At 53.0% G+C, this 18,543-nt stretch carries 21 protein-coding genes; 12 read left to right on the forward strand and 9 right to left on the reverse strand.

Going from position 1 to position 18,543, the window contains the following annotated elements; all coding sequences use genetic code 11:
- Positions 1–26 precede the first annotated feature (26 nt).
- Positions 27–980, forward strand: coding sequence for a YbeF family transcriptional regulator (locus tag INF68_RS08505; protein WP_126785960.1), 954 nt, complete (start codon positions 27–29; stop codon positions 978–980).
- A gap of 207 nt (positions 981–1,187) precedes the next feature.
- The gene (gene lipA / locus INF68_RS08510) at positions 1,188–2,153 is read left to right on the forward strand and encodes a lipoyl synthase (RefSeq protein ID WP_013097595.1); all 966 of its coding nucleotides are present in this window, start codon (positions 1,188–1,190) and stop codon (positions 2,151–2,153) included.
- Between the two features lie 81 nt (positions 2,154–2,234).
- Here lipA and tatE read toward each other — a convergent pair whose 3' ends face one another.
- Both tatE and INF68_RS08520 read right to left on the reverse strand, forming a co-directional pair.
- Complete coding sequence (tatE, locus tag INF68_RS08515) at positions 2,235–2,438, reverse strand: twin-arginine translocase subunit TatE (RefSeq protein ID WP_023310742.1); 204 nt, start codon at positions 2,436–2,438, stop codon at positions 2,235–2,237.
- Positions 2,439–2,563: 125 nt separating this feature from the next.
- A complete protein-coding gene (locus INF68_RS08520) occupies positions 2,564–3,352 on the reverse strand; it encodes a deaminated glutathione amidase (RefSeq protein WP_126785961.1) in 789 nt (262 codons plus the stop codon).
- Between the two features lie 67 nt (positions 3,353–3,419).
- Here INF68_RS08520 and crcB point away from each other — a divergent pair, with 67 nt between their 5' ends.
- Positions 3,420–3,803, forward strand: coding sequence for a fluoride efflux transporter CrcB (gene crcB, locus INF68_RS08525; protein ID WP_109844983.1), 384 nt, complete (start codon positions 3,420–3,422; stop codon positions 3,801–3,803).
- Between the two features lie 219 nt (positions 3,804–4,022).
- Here crcB and cspE read toward each other — a convergent pair whose 3' ends face one another.
- Positions 4,023–4,232, reverse strand: coding sequence for a transcription antiterminator/RNA stability regulator CspE (gene cspE / locus INF68_RS08530; RefSeq protein ID WP_002439184.1), 210 nt, complete (start codon positions 4,230–4,232; stop codon positions 4,023–4,025).
- Positions 4,233–4,422: 190 nt separating this feature from the next.
- Positions 4,423–5,040, reverse strand: coding sequence for a lipid IV(A) palmitoyltransferase PagP (gene pagP / locus INF68_RS08535; RefSeq protein WP_080298633.1), 618 nt, complete (start codon positions 5,038–5,040; stop codon positions 4,423–4,425).
- A 392-nt stretch (positions 5,041–5,432) separates the two neighbouring features.
- Between pagP and dcuC the strand changes: the two genes are divergently transcribed.
- Complete coding sequence (gene dcuC, locus INF68_RS08540; RefSeq protein WP_023310737.1) at positions 5,433–6,800, forward strand: anaerobic C4-dicarboxylate transporter DcuC; 1,368 nt, start codon at positions 5,433–5,435, stop codon at positions 6,798–6,800.
- Between the two features lie 94 nt (positions 6,801–6,894).
- A complete protein-coding gene (gene rna / locus INF68_RS08545) occupies positions 6,895–7,704 on the forward strand; it encodes a ribonuclease I (protein WP_126785962.1) in 810 nt (269 codons plus the stop codon).
- Here rna and INF68_RS08550 read toward each other — a convergent pair.
- On the reverse strand, positions 7,698–8,315 hold the full coding sequence (locus INF68_RS08550; protein ID WP_023310735.1) for a flavin reductase family protein: 618 nt from the start codon (positions 8,313–8,315) through the stop codon (positions 7,698–7,700). The two genes, rna and INF68_RS08550, sit on opposite strands and share 7 nt — an antisense overlap.
- Positions 8,316–8,582: 267 nt before the next feature.
- Between INF68_RS08550 and rnk the strand changes: the two genes are divergently transcribed.
- Positions 8,583–8,993, forward strand: a complete 411-nt coding sequence (gene rnk / locus INF68_RS08555) for a nucleoside diphosphate kinase regulator (RefSeq protein ID WP_109844981.1) — start codon at positions 8,583–8,585, stop codon at positions 8,991–8,993.
- A 139-nt stretch (positions 8,994–9,132) separates the two neighbouring features.
- Positions 9,133–9,222: a small membrane protein YldA gene (gene yldA / locus INF68_RS23490; RefSeq protein ID WP_023310733.1), complete on the forward strand. Its 90-nt coding sequence runs from the start codon at positions 9,133–9,135 to the stop codon at positions 9,220–9,222.
- An 8-nt stretch (positions 9,223–9,230) separates the two neighbouring features.
- On the opposite strand, the gene INF68_RS08560 is transcribed toward yldA, so the two are convergent.
- On the reverse strand, positions 9,231–10,469 hold the full coding sequence (locus INF68_RS08560) for a zinc-dependent alcohol dehydrogenase (protein ID WP_193525298.1): 1,239 nt from the start codon (positions 10,467–10,469) through the stop codon (positions 9,231–9,233).
- A 180-nt stretch (positions 10,470–10,649) separates the two neighbouring features.
- Here INF68_RS08560 and uspG point away from each other — a divergent pair, with 180 nt between their 5' ends.
- Complete coding sequence (uspG, locus tag INF68_RS08565) at positions 10,650–11,078, forward strand: universal stress protein UspG (RefSeq protein WP_023310731.1); 429 nt, start codon at positions 10,650–10,652, stop codon at positions 11,076–11,078.
- Positions 11,079–11,138: 60 nt separating this feature from the next.
- Here the strand turns inward: uspG and ahpF are convergent, their stop codons facing one another.
- Together ahpF and ahpC are read right to left on the reverse strand one after the other, a co-directional pair.
- On the reverse strand, positions 11,139–12,704 hold the full coding sequence (gene ahpF, locus INF68_RS08570; RefSeq protein WP_126785963.1) for an alkyl hydroperoxide reductase subunit F: 1,566 nt from the start codon (positions 12,702–12,704) through the stop codon (positions 11,139–11,141).
- Positions 12,705–12,945: 241 nt separating this feature from the next.
- Positions 12,946–13,509, reverse strand: coding sequence for an alkyl hydroperoxide reductase subunit C (gene ahpC, locus INF68_RS08575; RefSeq protein WP_008501015.1), 564 nt, complete (start codon positions 13,507–13,509; stop codon positions 12,946–12,948).
- Between the two features lie 623 nt (positions 13,510–14,132).
- Here ahpC and INF68_RS08580 point away from each other — a divergent pair.
- Positions 14,133–15,032, forward strand: a complete 900-nt coding sequence (locus INF68_RS08580) for a LysR family transcriptional regulator (protein ID WP_109844979.1) — start codon at positions 14,133–14,135, stop codon at positions 15,030–15,032.
- Positions 15,033–15,308: 276 nt separating this feature from the next.
- Here INF68_RS08580 and INF68_RS08585 read toward each other — a convergent pair whose 3' ends face one another.
- The gene (locus INF68_RS08585; protein WP_126785964.1) at positions 15,309–16,469 is read right to left on the reverse strand and encodes a pyridoxal phosphate-dependent aminotransferase; all 1,161 of its coding nucleotides are present in this window, start codon (positions 16,467–16,469) and stop codon (positions 15,309–15,311) included.
- A 122-nt stretch (positions 16,470–16,591) separates the two neighbouring features.
- Here INF68_RS08585 and INF68_RS08590 point away from each other — a divergent pair, with 122 nt between their 5' ends.
- The 3 genes from INF68_RS08590 to INF68_RS08600 are packed head-to-tail and all read left to right on the forward strand — an operon-like array spanning position 16,592 to position 18,431.
- Positions 16,592–17,206: a methylthioribulose 1-phosphate dehydratase gene (locus tag INF68_RS08590; RefSeq protein ID WP_109844977.1), complete on the forward strand. Its 615-nt coding sequence runs from the start codon at positions 16,592–16,594 to the stop codon at positions 17,204–17,206.
- A complete protein-coding gene (gene mtnC, locus INF68_RS08595; RefSeq protein ID WP_109844976.1) occupies positions 17,203–17,892 on the forward strand; it encodes an acireductone synthase in 690 nt (229 codons plus the stop codon). Before INF68_RS08590 ends, mtnC begins: the two co-directional genes overlap by 4 nt.
- Positions 17,889–18,431, forward strand: a complete 543-nt coding sequence (locus INF68_RS08600; protein WP_109844975.1) for an acireductone dioxygenase — start codon at positions 17,889–17,891, stop codon at positions 18,429–18,431. The genes mtnC and INF68_RS08600 overlap by 4 nt, the downstream gene beginning before the upstream one ends.
- Positions 18,432–18,543 lie beyond the last annotated feature (112 nt).

The raw sequence follows: 18,543 nt of genomic DNA on the forward strand, positions 1-18,543 counted from the left end.
ATTGTGAATGTATACGGAGTGAAAGCGTGGAGTATAATAATTTACCAGCCAAACGACTGAATGAACCCGGTGGCGAAGACAAGCCACAAATTTTTCGGACTTTACGTAATATTGATCTCAATTTACTGACTATTTTTGAGGCGGTATATGTCCATAAGGGTATCGTTAACGCTGCGAAAATTCTTAATCTCACGCCATCAGCAATAAGCCAGTCAATCCAAAAGCTTCGCGCTATATTTCCTGACCCATTATTTATCCGCAAGGGCCAGGGGGTAACGCCGACGGCTTACGCCACGCATCTCCATGAGTACATCAGTCAGGGGCTGGAGTCGATTCTGGGCGCGCTGGATTTAACCGGGAGCTATGATAAGCAGCGAACCATCACCATCGGCTGTTCCCCTTCTGTAGGGGTGCTGGTGATGCCGGCGATCTTCCAGGCCCTGAAAGAACATGCTCCGCAGCTCCTGCTTCGCAACGTGCCTCTCAATGAACCAGACATTCAGCTTGCCCAGTTCCAGACGGACCTGATTATTGAAAGCGGCAGCTTCAGTGCCAGAGCGCTGGGGCAAAATGTGCTTTATGCGGATAACCTGGTATTGGTTTGCCGCCAGCAGCATCCTGCTCTTAGCGAGCCGTTAACCATCGAAAACCTGCGCAACTACGATCACTCATCTTTCATGACCGAAGGGCAATCTAATCACGCACTTCGTCAGCGTATTGATGAAATTTTCCCGGAACGTCAGATCAGCTTCAGCAGTTACAATATGTTTACCACCGCATCCCTGATCGGCAGCAGCGACATGCTGTGCGTTATGCCATCACGCCTGTACAGTCTGCTACAAAAATGCTGGCCGCTGGAAAGCATCCCGCTCAGTCAGCTTAATGCGGAATCTATCGAGATTTCACTGCATTACAACAAGCTAAGTTTGCGCGATCCGGTCCTGGAAAACGTCATCCGCATTATCCGTCAGGCCTTCTGACAGGTTTAGCCAGCACAAGTCCCTGCAACCCGCAGGGCAAAAGGCACAAAACAACAACTATTTTACAAATTGGCGATCTGACAGGCTGCTTTAAAGACCGTTTCAATGATATACTGCCTGTCGTTCGTTCAAAAATAGTTGATAAATACAACATTCCCTTGAATTGAAACGCTTTCCTTCGATATTCGCAACTGGAACACGCACGCTATGAGTAAACCCATTGTGATGGAACGCGGTGTTAAATACCGCGATGCCGATAAAATGGCCCTTATCCCGGTTAAAAACGTGGCTACAGAGCGCGAGGCGCTGTTAAGAAAACCGGAATGGATGAAAATCAAACTTCCGGCCGACTCTTCGCGTATCCAGGGGATCAAAGCGGCGATGCGCAAGAATGGCCTTCACTCCGTCTGTGAAGAAGCCTCTTGCCCGAACCTTGCTGAATGTTTTAATCACGGTACCGCGACGTTTATGATTCTGGGTGCTATCTGTACCCGCCGCTGCCCGTTCTGCGATGTTGCTCATGGCCGTCCAGTCGCGCCTGATGCTAACGAACCCCAGAAACTGGCGCAGACCATCGCCGACATGGCGCTGCGTTATGTGGTTATCACGTCCGTTGACCGTGACGACCTCCGTGACGGTGGTGCTCAGCACTTCGCCGACTGCATTACGGCCATTCGCGAGAAAAGCCCTAACATCAAAATCGAGACGCTGGTGCCTGACTTCCGTGGCCGTATGGACCGCGCGCTGGATATCCTGACCGCAACGCCGCCAGATGTGTTTAACCACAACCTGGAAAACGTGCCGCGTCTTTACCGTCAGGTCCGTCCGGGCGCTGACTATAACTGGTCCCTGAAGCTGCTGGAGCGTTTCAAAGAAGCGCATCCGCATATTCCGACCAAGTCTGGTCTGATGGTGGGTCTGGGTGAAACCAATGATGAAATCATCGAGGTGATGCGCGATCTTCGCCGCCACGGTGTGACCATGTTGACCCTCGGACAGTATCTGCAGCCAAGTCGTCACCACCTGCCGGTACAGCGCTACGTGAGCCCGGACGAATTCGATGAAATGAAAGCCGAAGCGATGGCGATGGGCTTCACCCATGCTGCCTGCGGCCCATTCGTTCGTTCCTCATACCATGCCGATATGCAGGCTAAAGGCGAAGAAGTCAAATAATGCTGTAATATTCATTTACAGTAATACAAAAAAACCGGCCTCATGAGCCGGTTTTTTTTCGCAAGCCCTCAGGCGTTGCTGTCACTCTTTGTGAGAAAGCTTGTCTGCCGGGACGTCATCCTCGGCGCTTTTCTTCGCCGCTGCATCATCATCGTTCATCGCTTTCTTAAAGCCTTTGATGGCAGCCCCCAGGTCACCACCCAGCGTGCGTAACTTCTTGGTACCAAACAGCAGGACGACCAGTGCGGCAACCACCAGCAGTTTGGTAATACTAATCTCACCCATAGATACCTTCTTTACTTAAAACAGGCTGCATTCAGCGCCAAAACCTGACTGTATTAACGGTCATTTAGCGCGTGCACACAATAGCAATCTGTAACAAGGTGAATCAAGCATTGTTGAAAAAAACATCACAATAATTGCGGTGGCGCAAACCGACGATTGCGAAGAACGGGTAATTGCTGACGCGCAAGCGCAATTCTCTCTAAGTTTATCTCCGCCACCAGCAAATGCGGGGCTTCAGCGGCGGCGGCGATCGTCACCCCCAGCGGGTCAACCACCCTGCTTTGCCCAATGTTTTTCGTGCCACATTCCCCTGCGGCAACGACATAGCAGGTTGTATCCAGCGCGCGCGCCGTAAGCAGCGTTGCCCAATGGTACTCTTTTAACGGCCCTTTGACCCACGCGGCGGGGAGTACCAGCACGTCCGTCCCCTCCAGCGCCAGATGCAGCGCCAGCTCGGGAAAACGCAGGTCATAGCAGGTCATCAGCCCGATCTTAAATCCGTCAATCTCCAGCAGCGGAGGGAGCTCGTCTCCGGGGTCAACGCGACGCGACTCCTGGATGCTGAACGCATCATAGAGGTGAAGCTTGGCGTAACGTGCGACGATGGCCCCGTCACGAATCGCCACGAGCGTATTCACCGCGCGGCCCGGCATGGAGGGAACATGGATCGTTAAGATCGTCGTCATCGTATTGCCCGCGCTTTGGGCGAGTAATTGCTGTAAGAATTCGCCGTCCAGCGGCTGCGCGGACTTCACGGATAAATCCGGGTCATTATCATCCCTGGCCAGCAGCGCCTCGGGGAGAACCAACAGCGACGCGCCTTTCTGCCTGGCCTGCATCATCAGTTCGACGCACGTGAGCGCATTTTCACGCCAGTCAGGCGTGACCACAAATTGCCCTACCGCTACATACATATTTGTCCCCTCATCATAAACGGCGTTAAACTCGCTACTCTTACACATCAAATAGCAGGTATTTAGCGTGTTACAACTACTTTTAGCCGTTTTTATTGGTGGGGGAACGGGTAGCGTTGCGCGATGGTTTCTGAGTATGCGATTTAACCCCCTGCATCAGGCGATTCCCATGGGGACGCTTGCCGCTAACCTGATTGGTGCCTTTATCATCGGCATGGGGCTGGCCTGGTTTAACCGAATGACGCACATTGACCCAATTTGGAAGGTATTGATTACCACCGGATTCTGCGGCGGTTTGACCACCTTCTCAACCTTTTCTGCGGAAACGGTTTTTCTCTTTCAGGAAGGCCGCATTGGCTGGGCGCTAATGAATATGGCGATCAATATGTTCGGCTCGTTTGCGATGACGGGGATCGCATTTTGGCTATTTTCTTCCGCAAGCGCGCATTAACAGCCGAACCGTTAATGTTGGCTTAATTTTTCTCTGTCACTCTGCATGCAGTAATGAACGAGGGTGACAGAATGAAACAGAGTCTGATGAGCGCAGGAATGGTGTTGTTGAGCGTGCTGATCGTAGCCAGCTTCCTGAAAATGTATCTGCTTGGCTGATTCAAAACGAAAAAAACCCGCTCAGTGAGCGGGTTTTGAAATTCTTGCTGACGCGTCTGAATTACAGAGCGATTACGTTAGCAGCAGAAGGGCCTTTGGCACCGTTAGTGATTTCGAACTCTACACGCTGACCTTCAGCCAGAGTTTTGAAACCATTAGACTGGATTGCAGAGAAGTGTACGAACACGTCTTTGCTGCCATCTTCAGGAGTAATGAAACCGAATCCTTTGGACTCATTAAACCACTTAACGTTACCTTTAATCTTAGACATCAAAATTACCTTTACATTAAAAAACGACACAAATGCTGTGTCGGTTATCAGTACATCAATTGTGGGACCTTTTGTCCAGCGGATCTTTGATAAAAAGTGACTAAAGTCGCGTTAATTTTCACTGACAGATTTTTATCGCTTATGAATCAACAACTGCGCGTTTTATCACCAGCATGTAACGTTTTGTCAGTTAAAACTGAAAACGCATCCAGGCGAAGTAAACGTTACCGTTGTTGTACGTACCCGGGATGTAGGTCATCTGGAACGTTGCGGGACCATAGCCAATAGAGGCCAAAGGCAGCAGGACCGGGATCGGAATGTAGTTCCAGTTGTCACGTGCAGTGACCCCGGCGGTATAGCCCAAACCGACGTGGAAGTTCTCGTCCGCTAGCGGACGCCAGGTTTTCTCCCAACCATACCCCCCAATCGGCTCCCATTTATTAAACGAGTCTTTGAAGGCCATCAGATAGATGCCATGCCAGTTTCCCTTTTCATCCCAGCGCGACTGGCCAAAACCCGCGCCCCACGGACGCTCGTTGTATTTATCGGTTTTCTCTTTGTCATAAGCAAAACGCGCATGCCACGTTATTGCCGGGACATAGAGATCATAATGTTCAGGTGCCGTCCATGTCTGGGAAACATTATCCGTAAAGGTTGAGAACCAGCCTTTATCCGTCGCGTTGCCTTCTGCCTGTGCAACAGAAGAAAACGTTAACTGCCCAAAAATAAACAACAAAATAGAGAAAAATGTATTACGTACAATCACAATGCAATTACCATTCTTAGTATTCGAGGCAAAGTTTACCATAAAGTAGTTGAATCAAAGCTTAACGACATCAGCGTTATTCCTAATTATTCGGGCTCATTCCGGGAATATTCTTAAAGAAAGCGAGAGATACGTACAAATAAACCCACAAGGGGTGTGACTTTTCGCATTACTCTTTGTTAATCAGCAACATGCAAAACCATACAAAACATTAACAATTTGTTATCATTAATGGGGCATGTTGCGCTATTTCTGACGGTCAAGGGGCGCATGACATAAATGTACTGGCCATGGCAAAACATGGTTGTTCGGTTCTCTAGTCGTCTGTTTATTGATTTTAATCAGCAAGAACAGGCCAATTATTCGGCACATTTTCATCCTTCTTTTTTTATTGATTTTTTGTGCTCCATAGCAGCAGAGATACAGGGGAAATCATGCTTACGTTATTCGAACTCCTTATTGGAGTCGTCGTCATTGTCGGCGTCGCACGCTACATCATTAAAGGCTACTCGGCCACGGGCGTATTATTTGTCGGCGGTCTAACGCTGCTGATTATCAGCGCAATAATGGGGCACCAGGTGTTACCTGCCAGCGCGACCAGCACCGGTTACACGGCAACAGATATTGTTGAATACATTAAAATATTGCTCATGAGCCGCGGCGGTGACCTGGGTATGATGATCATGATGCTGTGCGGTTTTGCAGCCTACATGACCCACATCGGCGCCAACGACATGGTCGTTAAGCTTGCCTCCAAACCCCTGCAATACATCAACTCGCCGTATCTGCTGATGGTCGCCGCCTATTTCCTCGCCTGCCTCATGTCGCTGGCCGTTTCGTCAGCTACCGGACTTGGCGTACTGCTCATGGCAACGCTGTTCCCGGTCATGGTGAACGTCGGTATCAGCCGTGGCGCGGCCGCGGCAATTTGCGCGTCTCCGGCAGCGATTATTCTCTCCCCGACCTCCGGCGACGTTGTGCTGGCGGCAAAGGCGGCGGAGATGTCACTCATCGACTTCGCCTTTAAAACCACGTTACCGATCTCGATCGTTGCCATCGTGGGCATGGGGATCGCACATTTCTTCTGGCAGCGCTATCTCGATAAGAAAGAAAACATCAGCCATGAAATGATGGACGTGAGTGAAATCACCACGACCGCTCCCGCGTTCTATGCCATTCTGCCGTTCACCCCGATCGTCGGAGTGCTGATTTTTGATGGCAAATGGGGTCCACAGCTGCACATCATCACCATTCTGGTCATCTGTATGCTGCTGGCCGCCGTGCTGGAGTTTGTGCGCGGTTTTAACACGCAAAAAGTCTTCTCGGGTCTGGAAGTGGCGTATCGCGGTATGGCGGATGCCTTCGCTGGCGTGGTGATCCTGCTGGTTGCTGCGGGCGTTTTTGCCCAGGGTCTGAGCACGATCGGCTTTATCCAGAGCCTGATTTCTATCGCCACCTCGTTCGGCTCGGCCAGTATTATCCTGATGCTGGTTCTGGTGGTGCTCACCATGCTGGCGGCGATGACCACCGGTTCCGGTAATGCCCCTTTCTACGCATTCGTTGAGATGATCCCGAAACTGGCTCACTCCTCCGGTATTAACCCGGCCTACCTTTCCATTCCCATGCTGCAGGCGTCAAACCTCGGCCGGACCATTTCGCCGGTGTCGGGTGTGGTCGTCGCCGTTGCCGGGATGGCGAAAATTTCGCCATTCGAAGTCGTCAAACGCACCTCAGTGCCCGTTATAGTTGGTCTGATTATCGTGATTATCGCCACGGAAGTGCTGGTACCCGGCGCGGCCTAAGCTAAATTATGGATATCCAAAAAGCGCCTGCGGGCGCTTTTTGTGCTTTAATAACTTCCAGAAATAAATAGTGCTCATTCGATCAGGAAATCATATGTTCAGGAAGGATATCGTCATCCCGTCTGGCGCAATGGCGCTTTCTCTCTGTCTCTTCTCCGCGCAGGCGGAACTGCTGAAGGCAACACAGTATGGCGATTTCGATCGCTATGTGCTGGCTCTGTCCTGGCAAACCGGGTTTTGCCAGAGCATGGTCGAGCGCAACCGCAATGAACCTGACGAATGTCGCCTGCAAAAAGAGCGCGATAATAAAGCCGATTTTCTGACCGTCCACGGTCTATGGCCTGGCCTGCCAAAATCTATTGCCGCACGCGGCGTGGATGAACGTCGATGGATGCGTTTTGGCTGCGCCACACGCCCGATTCCGAACATGCCGGAAGTGAAGGCCAGCCGCAAATGCGATGCCGCCGAAACCGGACTCTCGCTTTCTGCTGCCGCAAAGCTCAACGACGTCATGCCGGGTGCGGGCGGTAATTCCTGCCTGGAACGTTACGAATATGCCAAACATGGCGTCTGCTTTGGTTTCGATCCGGATGCCTATTTCGGCACGATGGTGCGGATGAATCAGGAAGTTAAAAACAGCGCGGTCGGTAAATTCCTCGCCGAGAATTACGGGAAAACCATCAATCGCAGCGACTTTGACAGTGCCGTTGCCAAAAGCTGGGGCAAGGAGAACATCAAAGCGATCAAGCTGACCTGCAACGGCAATCCGGCGTATCTGACCGAGATGCAGATTTCGCTTAAGGCGGACACCATTAACAACCCGCTTTCTCCGGCGTCATTTGCACCGCAGCCACATCCGGGTAACTGCGGAAAACAGTTCGTGATTGATAAAGCCGGTTACTGATCCGCGCCCGGGCGCACCATGTCAAACCGGTTTTCATCACTGATGCCATAATACGCCGTCGGCCCACCCGCACGCAGGATGGGCTGCGCTTTAGCCGTCTGGTATATCCCCTCTTCCAGCAGCGTTTCGGCTATATGGATACCAACCACCTCTCCCAATACCAGCCAGGTATCCACCGGCGTGCCGTCGGCACCGGTAAGCTGAATGCACTGCGACAGGCGGCATTCAAAGTTAACCGGGCTTTCGGCGACGCGGGGCGCGTTAACCAGCTGGCTCGCCGCTGGCGTTAGCCCGGCAAAGCTAAATTCATCCCGATCGTGGGGAAGCATTGCAGAGGTTTGGTTCATTGCCTGCGCGAGATCGCGCGTCGCCAGGTTCCAGACAAATTCCTTTGTTTCGGTAATATTACGCACGCTGTCCTTCCAGCCGTTGCTGGAAAAGCCGATGATCGGCGGGCGATAGTTAAAGCAGTTAAAGAAGCTGTACGGTGCGAGATTCAACTGACCGGCCTTATCGCATGACGAGATCCAGCCGATCGGACGTGGACCAATAATGGCGTTCAGCGGATCGTGCGGCAGGCCGTGACCCTGAGACGGTTGGTAGAAGTACATAATTCTCTCTCGTTGGTGGGCTGACGCGAATTGCGCTTCGCGCAACGCCCGGGTTCAGGACTCTCAGCGTAACGTATTCCGTCGGGAATGAAGACTGAATAAATTTCAGCGAAAATTCATATGGACCATGAATGTGACCTTCATCACTTCAAACTTACGCGCTCAGCCAGTATCATCGGGAGAGTTAAACCCTCGCTGCCAGACGGCGAGGGTTTTCTTTTGGATTGGTTTCTGCGTTACACGCAGCATTAACGACATGGAGTAAAAATGTCCAGACCTACAATTATCATCAACGAGCTCGACGCAGAACGTATCGACAGGCTGCTGGAAAAAGCAGAGTTTGCCTCACTTCCCGTGGCCGACGCCCTGAATGAGGAGCTCGACCGGGCACAGATGTGCACGCCTGAGACGATGCCGCATGACGTGGTCACCATGAACAGCCAGGTAAAATTCCGCAACCTGACCACCGGTGAAGAGCTGATCCGCACGCTGGTTTACCCGGCTCAGATGACCGACAGCAGCGCACAGCTTTCTGTTCTTGCGCCTGTGGGTGCCGCACTGCTGGGCCTGCGCACGGGCGATACCATCCACTGGGAATTGCCGGGCGGTGCCTCAGCCCATCTTGAAGTGCTGGCGTTGCTCTACCAGCCAGAAGCCGCGGGCGATTACCTGCGTTAACCACTTCTGAACAAGCGCCCACCCGCTTTGCACAGAGGATGCAGCCGCATCCTCTTTCCGTAAATTCACCCCATTTTCTTATATCGCGCAAAAAGCCCTTAATCCACGCTTAATCTGTTTTGGTGCCGTGGGGACGGTCATGAGTGAGATACTGGCTATCACACTTATTTTTCTGATTATTGCGGCGATTATCGTCTTGGCCGTGCTTTATCTTGAACGCCACAGCTAGGCGAGTATTCATGTAACCCCACCGGGGAAAGCATTCACCAGGCCCTTAACTTTCTGCTCTGCGGCCTCGGGCGTTTCTGCACCAGGGACCAGAATCACCTTCCGGCACTCCTCCTCCCGTTTTTCGAATACCTTATAGGCGCGTTCCGCATCAGCAAGGGGAAGATAATGGGTCACGATCTCTTCCGGGGTAAGCAGCCCTTTTTCGATCAGCGGTAGCAGTTCACCCAGCCAGGCATGGACGTGGGTCTGGCCCATCCTGAACGTCAGCCCCTTATCAAAGGCATCGCCAAACAGGAATCCATGAATAAACCCGGCGTACACGCCGGGTACGCTAACTACGCCACCGCGTCGAACGGCAGCAATGCACTGCCGCAGCGCTTTGCCGCTGCTACCTTCAATTTTGAGATTGCTGAGGATCGTTTCGGTGGTGCTGCCTTTCGCTTCGAACCCTACCGCATCAATCACGGCGTCAACGCCGCGCTGGCCCGCGGTCTGCTCGATGATTTTTTCCGCTGCGTCGTTATCCTCATCAAAGTTGATGGGGATTGCGCCGTAACGCGCCTCGGCAAATCGCAAACGGTACGGGTGGTGATCGATAACAAAGATCTGCTCAGCCCCTAACAGCCGCGCGCAGGCAATAGTCAGTAGCCCCACCGGCCCGGCGCCGAAAACCGCAACGCTTGAGCCTTTTTCAATCTGCGCATTTTTTGCCGCCTGCCAGGCCGTGGGCAAAATATCGGACAGGAACAGCGCCTTATCATCGGAAAGGAGTTGCGGGACCTTAAACGGCCCGACGTTGCCTTTTGGCACGCGGACATATTCCGCCTGTCCCCCCGGCACGCCGCCGTAGAGATGGCTGTAGCCAAACAGCGCGGCCGGAGCGGGAATTTGCTTTTTGTTCAGCGCGGCGCCCTGCCCGGCATTGGTATTCTCACAGGCCGCGTATTGCTGCATACGGCAGAAGAAACAGTCTCCGCAGGCAATGACAAAGGGGATCACCACGCGATCGCCTTTTTGCAAATTCTTTACCTCTGCGCCGCACTCGACGATTTCCCCCATAAACTCATGGCCAAAAATGTCGCCGTGCTGCACCTTCGGGATCTTTCCGCGATAGAGATGCAAATCGGAGCCGCAGATCGCCGTGGCCGTGACGCGCAAAATGATATCGTCGGTCTGCTCGATAATGGGATCGGGGACATTCTCGACGCGAACATGGTGCGGACCGTGATACGTAAGTGCTTTCATGCGACCTCCGAAAGGTTCCAGGTAAGTGTATAAGGGTAGCTACCCCTGAAGGTCTGCCCGTGAATACGGTTCTTTTGAGATTTATCCTGGCAAGATAAGAAAACTGACGGGGCGCTTACAGAAACCATGACTATTTTGTGGTTGAATGAGTACAGCGTTTATAAACAAGGAGAAACGGGTATGTATCAGAGAATCATTATGCCGGTTGATGTTTTTGAGATGGAGTTGAGCGACAAGGCCGTACGCCACGCGGAGTTCCTGGCGCAGCAGGACGGGGTCATTCATCTGTTGCACGTGCTCCCGGGCTCCGCCAGCCTGAGCCTGCACCGCTTTGCTGCCGACGTGCGCCGCTTCGAAGAGCATCTGCAGCACGAGGCGGAAACGCGCCTGCAAACCATGGTCAGCCACTTCAGCATCGACCCTTCACGGATCAAAACGCACGTCAGATTCGGCAGCGTACGTGATGCGGTAAATGAACTGGCGAACGAGCTGAAAGCAGACGTGGTGGTCATCGGTTCGCGCAACCCTTCCATTACCACGCATCTGCTGGGATCTAACGCCTCCAGCGTGATCCGCCACACGCATATACCGGTGATGGTCGTCAGATAAAAAAAGAGGCCACCTTTCGGTGGCCTCTCGCTATTGCAGGTGTAGCCTTACTTTCTTTTCTTATGCGGTTTTGGTGCGGATCAGGTAGTCAAACGAGCTGAGAGACGCTTTCGCCCCTTCACCCGTGGCGATAATGATCTGTTTGTACGGCACGGTGGTGCAGTCGCCCGCCGCAAACACGCCCTTCACGCTGGTTTCACACTTCGCATCGATGATGATTTCGCCCATGCGGTTGCGCTCAATCGCGCCTTCCAGCCAGGTGGTGTTTGGCAGCAGACCAATCTGCACGAAGATCCCTGAAAGCTGCACGCTGTGCACGTCGCCACTCACGCGGTCGCGGTATTCCAGACCGGTCACCTTGCTGCCGTCACCCTTCACTTCCGTGGTCTGCGCGTTCAGTATGATGTCGACGTTTTTCAGGCTGCGAACTTTATCCTGCAGAACCTGGTCGGCCTTCATCTCTGGAGCGAACTCCAGAAGGGTAACGTGCTCAACAATCCCCGCAAGGTCGATAGCCGCTTCCACGCCCGAGTTACCGCCGCCGATCACCGCCACGCGTTTACCTTTAAACAGCGGGCCGTCGCAGTGCGGACAGTAGGTCACGCCTTTGGTACGGTACTGATCTTCGCCCGGAACGTTCATGTTGCGCCATTTCGCGCCGGTGGCAATGATGATGCTGCGCGCTTTCAGCACCGCGCCGGACGCGGTTTCAATCTGGTGTAAACCACCCTCGACCGCTGCCGGAACCAGCTTGCTGGCGCTCTGGCTGTCGATCACGTCTACGTCATAGTCGCTGACGTGCGCCTTCAGCGCCCCTGCCAGCTTCTGGCCTTCGGTCTTCGGCACGGAAATGTAGTTTTCGATGTCCACGGTATCGAGCACCTGACCGCCAAAGCGTTCACCCATCAGGCCCGTGCGGATCCCTTTACGCGCGGAGTACACTGCCGCCGCCGCGCCCGCCGGACCGGAACCGACAATCAGCACGTCATAGGCATCACGTTTGTTCAGCTCTTCCGCCGCACGTTTTTCAGCACCGGTATCCACTTTGGCTACGATTTCGGTCAGCGTCATACGGCCCTGGCCGAACTCTTTGCCGTTCATGTAGACCGCTGGAACGCCCATCACGTTGCGATCGGTGATTTCATTCTGGAAGGTACCGCCGTCAATTGCCGTGTGCTTGATGCGCGGGTTGAGGACCGACATCAGGTTCAGCGCCTGCACCACGTCCGGACAGTTGTGGCAGGAGAGCGAGTAATAGGTTTCAAACTCGAAATCGCCGTCGATATCGCGGATCTGCTCCAGCAGCGCCTGCGCCTCTTTCGACGGATGACCGCCGGTCCACAGCAGCGCCAGCACCAGCGAGGTAAATTCGTGCCCCAGCGGCGAGCCGGCAAAACGCGGCCCCAGCTCAGAGCCTGGGTTAGTAATCAGGAAAGAAGGCTTACGGACGTTAAGCGAGTTATCTTCTTTGAAGGTCACTTTTGGCGACAGCTCGGCGATCTCAGCCAGCAGTTCTTTGATCTCTGCCGATTTCGCGCTGTCGTCCAGCGTGGCAATCAGCTCAACGGGTTTAGTCAGTTTCTCAAGGTAGGCCTTGAGCTGGGTTTTCATATTGGTGTCGAGCATTGTTCTTCCCTCTCTTAAGACGTCATCATGCAAGCTGCCTTATGTGGGCGGCCTGAATGCAACTTGCATCATGGTGCTGGAATAACATGGGCGCGGGTGCGCCCATAATAGAAACAATTTCCAAAGTATTTCGCGTCAGAGCAAGGCGGCTAGCCTGTGAATCCCCGGGAGCTTACTGAAGTAAGTGACCGGGGTGAGCAGGCGACGCCAACGCAGCTATGGCGTGAAAGACGACGGAAATTTAGATCTTGCCGACCAGGTCCAGGGATGGTGCCAGCGTTGCTTCGCCTTCTTTCCATTTAGCCGGGCACACTTCGCCTGGGTGAGAAGCGACATACTGCGCTGCTTTCACTTTACGCAGCAGGTCAGACGCATCACGGCCGATACCTTCAGCGGTAACTTCGATAGCCTGGATAATGCCCTGCGGGTCAACAACGAAGGTGGCACGGTCAGCCAGGCCTTCATCTTCACGCATGTTGTCGAAGTTACGGGTCAGGGCGCCAGTCGGGTCACCGATCATCGCGTATTTGATTTTCGCGATGGTTTCAGAGCTGCTGTGCCATGCTTTGTGGGTGAAGTGGGTATCGGTAGAGACAGAGTAAACGTCTACGCCCAGCTTCTGCAGTTCGTCGTAATGGTCTGCCACGTCACCCAGTTCAGTCGGGCAAACGAAGGTAAAGTCAGCCGGATAGAAGAAGAAGACGCTCCAGCGGCCTTCGGTATCTTTCTCGGTAACTTCGATAAACTCACCGTTTTTGAACGCCTGGTTTTTGAAAGGTTTAATTTTGGTGTTAATCAAAGACATCTGTACTTCCTCCGTGTTTTCGTTGAGATGTAAGGTAACCAACTTTATTCATCGGGGCTAATGCGTATGCTTTATCAAATCAATCAGCCAAACCTTACAACGTCGACAAGACAACAAGGTGAACCTTTTACAGGAAAGCCTAAAAGTAAAAAGGCCGCCTCAACGGGCGGCCCTGATACCTGAATTCCCCGCAGGTACATTCAGTGCCAGCCGAAACTGGCGTTGCGTTGCGCTCTACAACCCTTTATATCAAGGCGGTAACAGCCTTTTGATTACACCACCCGCGCAGGGATTGAGCAATCCATAAGAGAGGCATTCCTGCCTATGGCTGTGATAGGTTGCGTCGAACATCATTCCGGAGCGTTATAGATGTATTTTTATTATAAAACTATCGCGATATATAAATGGCAATTGTCATTTAAAATGATCACTCACTTTTCTACAATAAAATTATCTCAATCGCTTTCGAAGCGCTATTTCAATAATCTGCCACCGTGATATATTAAGATGTTTTTAATTTAAAACTAAGAGAATTAACCGAAAGAATTATAAATGGTTAGCCTCAAACTATTGTTATCAGTTATATGATAACCACAGCAAACGCAGCACCCTCAGGACGAAACATGGCAAACCTCTATGACCTTAAAAAATTCGATCTTAATCTGTTAGTCATTTTCGAGTGCATTTACCAGCACCTTAGTATCAGTAAAGCCGCCGAAACGCTGTATATCACACCCTCTGCCGTGAGCCAGTCACTGCAGCGTCTGAGAGGGCAACTCAACGATCCTCTGTTTATCCGTTCCGGTAAAGGGATCACGCCCACGACCGTCGGCGTCAATCTGCATCATCATCTGGAACAGAACCTGAACCAGCTGGAGCAGACTATCAATATCATGCACAGCAGCGGGTTGAAGAAGAACTTTGTCATTTATTGCCCGCATTTTATGAGTACGAAAGCAACGCTTGACCCTATAAAACTGCTCATGGATAACCATAACTATTCAATTGAATTGCATGATGTTTTTCTTTCGTCTGATTCAGCAGAAGATCTTTTAGCCTACAGAAGAGCCGACCTGATATTTTCATTTTCTTCTTCTAACAATCATTCTGTCGCCTGTAGCCTCTACCATAAACTTCCTTTCGTCCTCGTTTGTCGTGAGGGCCATCCCCGTCTCAGTGAAAATCCCACGCGTGAAGAGATCCTGAATGAAAACTTCACCGCCTACCTGAACGATGAGAACAGCTTCAAAGACTATCAGGAAAAGGCCGAAAGCCTGTTAACCAAAAGAAATATCGTCTATCGTAGCGACTCTTTTATCTCCCTTCTGTCGGTGATCGGTTCGTCCGATCTCATAGGATTAGTACCCGCGCCGGCCTTCGAACAATATGGGCCAGCCCTCAACCTGCGAAAAGTGGAAACTGACATTCGATTCCCCAGCATTGATATTTACATGATGTACAACCGTTCCGCGCTCAATAGCTCAGCATTCGCGAGTTTTATTGAAGAATTATCCTTACCGTAAGATATTGCTGTGGTTCTCACACAAAATGAGAACTACGATTTTAAAAAAGCATCACGTCATAGAATTAAGCGGCATATATCCAGTTGATTATTGACTGATATCATCCTCTCTTTTGTATTGGCGCTACAGTCTGGTATTTATTGCGCAGGATGAGAATAAGCAAGGCGCTGGGAATGGACGGCGATGAAGTCTTGCGCCTCAGACAAATAAACGGTCTGCTGGAGCTGTTTGCAGACCGCAGACCGCCGTTACTCAGAAGCCTGGACGGTGAAATAATCAGAGCGTGTTCAGACGCTCTGCCGCCGCCAGCAGCGTCGATTCCTGCTTCGCAAAGCAAAGACGAATAAGCTTATGCGGGAAAGGATCGGCGCAGAACACCGACAGCGGAATGGCGGCCACGCCCACCTCTTTCGTCAGCCACTGGCAGAAGCTCACGTCGTCCAGATCCGAAATCGCGCTGTAGTCGGCGAGCAGGAAATAGGTCCCTTCTGAGGGCAAAATCTCCAGACGGCTTTTGCTTAGCGCCGCCACAAACAGATCCCGACGTTCACGATAGAAGTGCGGCAGCTCGCGATAGTGCTCCGGCTCGGTGCGCAGCATATCCGCCAGCGCCAGCTGAGCCGGCGTGTTCACGGCAAAGGTCAGATACTGGTGCACCTTGCGCAGCTCGGCGCTGATAGCCGCCGGTGCAACGCAGTAGCCCACTTTCCAGCCGGTCATATGGTAAGTCTTACCGAATGACGAGACGGCGATAGCGCGCTCGCGAAGCTGCGGATGGGCCAGCACGCTGGCATGTCCTTCTTCTGCAAAGCAGATGTGCTCGTAGACCTCATCGCTCAGCACGTAAATTTCACGTTCCGCAATCGCCTGCCAGAGTGCGGCGAAATCGGCCTTTTGCCACACCGTCGCCGACGGGTTGTGCGGGGTGTTCAGGATCACCAGGCGGGTTTTGTCGCTCAGCAGCGCAGCAAACGCCTGCCAGTCAGGGCGAAAATGCGGCGGCTGAAGCGCCACGCGCTTCACCACGCCGCCGGAGAGTTCAACCGCAGGTGCATAGCTGTCGTAGCTCGGATCAAAGCAGATAACTTCATCGCCCTTACGCACCAGCGCGGTAATCGCCGCATACAGCGCTTCGGTCGCCCCTGCCGTCACCGTAATGTCGCTGTTCGCATCGGGCTTATGGCCGTATAGCTCCGCCGTTTTATCCGCAATGGCTTCCCGCAGCGCCTGCACGCCCGTCATCGGCGCATACTGATTCGCCCCCTGCGCCACGTGGTACGCCAGACGCTCCTGCAGATACGTCGGGCCATCGAAATCCGGGAAGCCCTGAGAAAGGTTAATGGCGCTGTGCTGCTGCGCCAGAGCGCTCATCTGCGTAAAGATGGTAGTACCGAGATTGGGAAGTTTACTATTAGGAATCAATGCATTATTGCTCATTGTATCGTGCCTGCTTGTAATACTTATGTTGCTGCCACTATAACACGATGTTAGTCTTTGGCAATCAAGACGCTTAGACGTCTAAACCATATGAATATTCCTGGCCGCGAGGGTAAAAGGAAATGACAGACAACCTGCAACTCACACATCTTGTCGACGCCTGCCGCTGGATTGGCGCTAAAGGCTGGGCACCCGCCACCGGCGGCAACATGTCGGTGCGTCAGGACGAACGCCTGTGCTGGCTCAGCGAATCCGGCAAAGACAAAGGCAGCCTGACGACGGAGGATTTTTTGCAGGTGGAGATTGCCACCAACCGCGCGCCATCTGGCCGTAGACCGTCGGCGGAAACCGGTCTTCACACCCTTATTTATCGCCTGTTCCCGGAAGCCAACGCCGTCCTGCACGTTCATACCGTCAACGCCACGGTGCTGTCGCGTCTGGTCAAAGAAGCCGAGCTCAACATCAGCGGCTTTGAGATGCAAAAGTCCCTCACAGGGCAGACCACGCATCTGGATACGGTGGCTATCCCGGTCTTTGATAACGACCAGGATATTGACGCCCTCGCCTCCCGAATCGCCCATTACGCACAGGAACGCCCGCTTAATTATGGTTTTCTTCTGCGCGGTCATGGCTTAACCTGCTGGGGACGCGACGTGGCCGAGGCCCGCCGTCATCTGGAAGGACTAGAATTCTTATTTGAATGCGAAATGCGTTTACGACAACTGGAGAGAATATGATTCGCGCGATTGTGACGGATATTGAAGGGACCACCAGCGATATCCGTTTTGTCCATGACGTTTTGTTCCCCTATGCGCGTGAGCGGCTGGCGGCCTTCGTGACCGCGCAGCAGTACGCCGAGCCGGTCAAATCCATTCTGGACAACCTGCGTGATGAAATCGATAACCCGCACGCTAGCGTCAGCGAGCTTATCGAGGCCCTTTTTGCCTTTATGGATGAGGACCGCAAATCCACGGCGCTCAAAGCCCTGCAGGGGATCATCTGGCATGACGGCTACGTGAACGGCGACTTTACCGGCCACCTCTATCCGGACGTACTGCCCGCGCTGGAAAAATGGAAGGCGCAAGGGATTGATCTCTATGTTTATTCCTCTGGCTCCGTTGCCGCGCAGAAACTGTTATTTGGCTACAGCGACGAAGGTGATATTACTCATCTGTTCAGCGGCTATTTTGATACCCACATCGGCGCCAAGCGCGAGGTGCAGTCCTATCAGAACATTGCGGCACAAACGGGCATCGCCCCGTCGCAGATCCTGTTCCTGTCCGATATTCATCAGGAGCTGGACGCGGCTGAACAGGCAGGCTTTCGCACCCTGCAGCTGATTCGCGGTGATGAAGACGGCGCAAGCCATCACCATCAGGTCCACCAGTTTGACGAGATTAATCCGGAGCAGATCCCTTCATGAGCGCATTGACCATTTATTCCGATAAAGACGCCAGTCAACATCAGTGGTACAGCACCGACGCCGCCGAGATCGCCCAACAGCTCAACGCCAAAGGCGTGCGGTTTGAACGCTGGGCTGCGGATCGCGATTTAGGACACGATCCCGCGCCCGAAGCCGTGATCGCGGCGTATCAGCATGCGATCGACAAACTGGTGGCAGAGAAAGGCTATCAGAGCTGGGACGTGATCAGCCTGCGCGCCGACAACCCGCAGAAAGAGGCGCTGCGCGCGAAGTTCCTGAACGAACATACCCACGGCGAAGACGAAGTGCGCTTCTTCGTGGAAGGCGCGGGGCTGTTCTGCCTGCACATTGGCGATGAGGTGTATCAGGTGCTGTGCGAGAAAAACGATCTGATTTCCGTTCCCGCCGGCACGCCGCACTGGTTTGATATGGGCTCAGAGCCGAACTTTACGGCGATTCGTATTTTCGACAATCCGGAAGGCTGGGTGGCGCAGTTTACGGGCGATGCCATCGCGGATGCGTATCCGCGAATGGCATAATCTTTTCTCCCTCTCCCCGTGGGATGAGTGATCCCCACAAATTAATGCGAGCACTGAGCTATCCCCTCGCCCCTCTGGGGAGAGGGTTAGGGTGAGGGGAACATACGGCTGA

The sequence above is a fragment of the Enterobacter cloacae complex sp. P16RS2 genome (assembly GCF_014982155.1).
Lineage (GTDB): Bacteria > Pseudomonadota > Gammaproteobacteria > Enterobacterales > Enterobacteriaceae > Enterobacter > Enterobacter cloacae_M.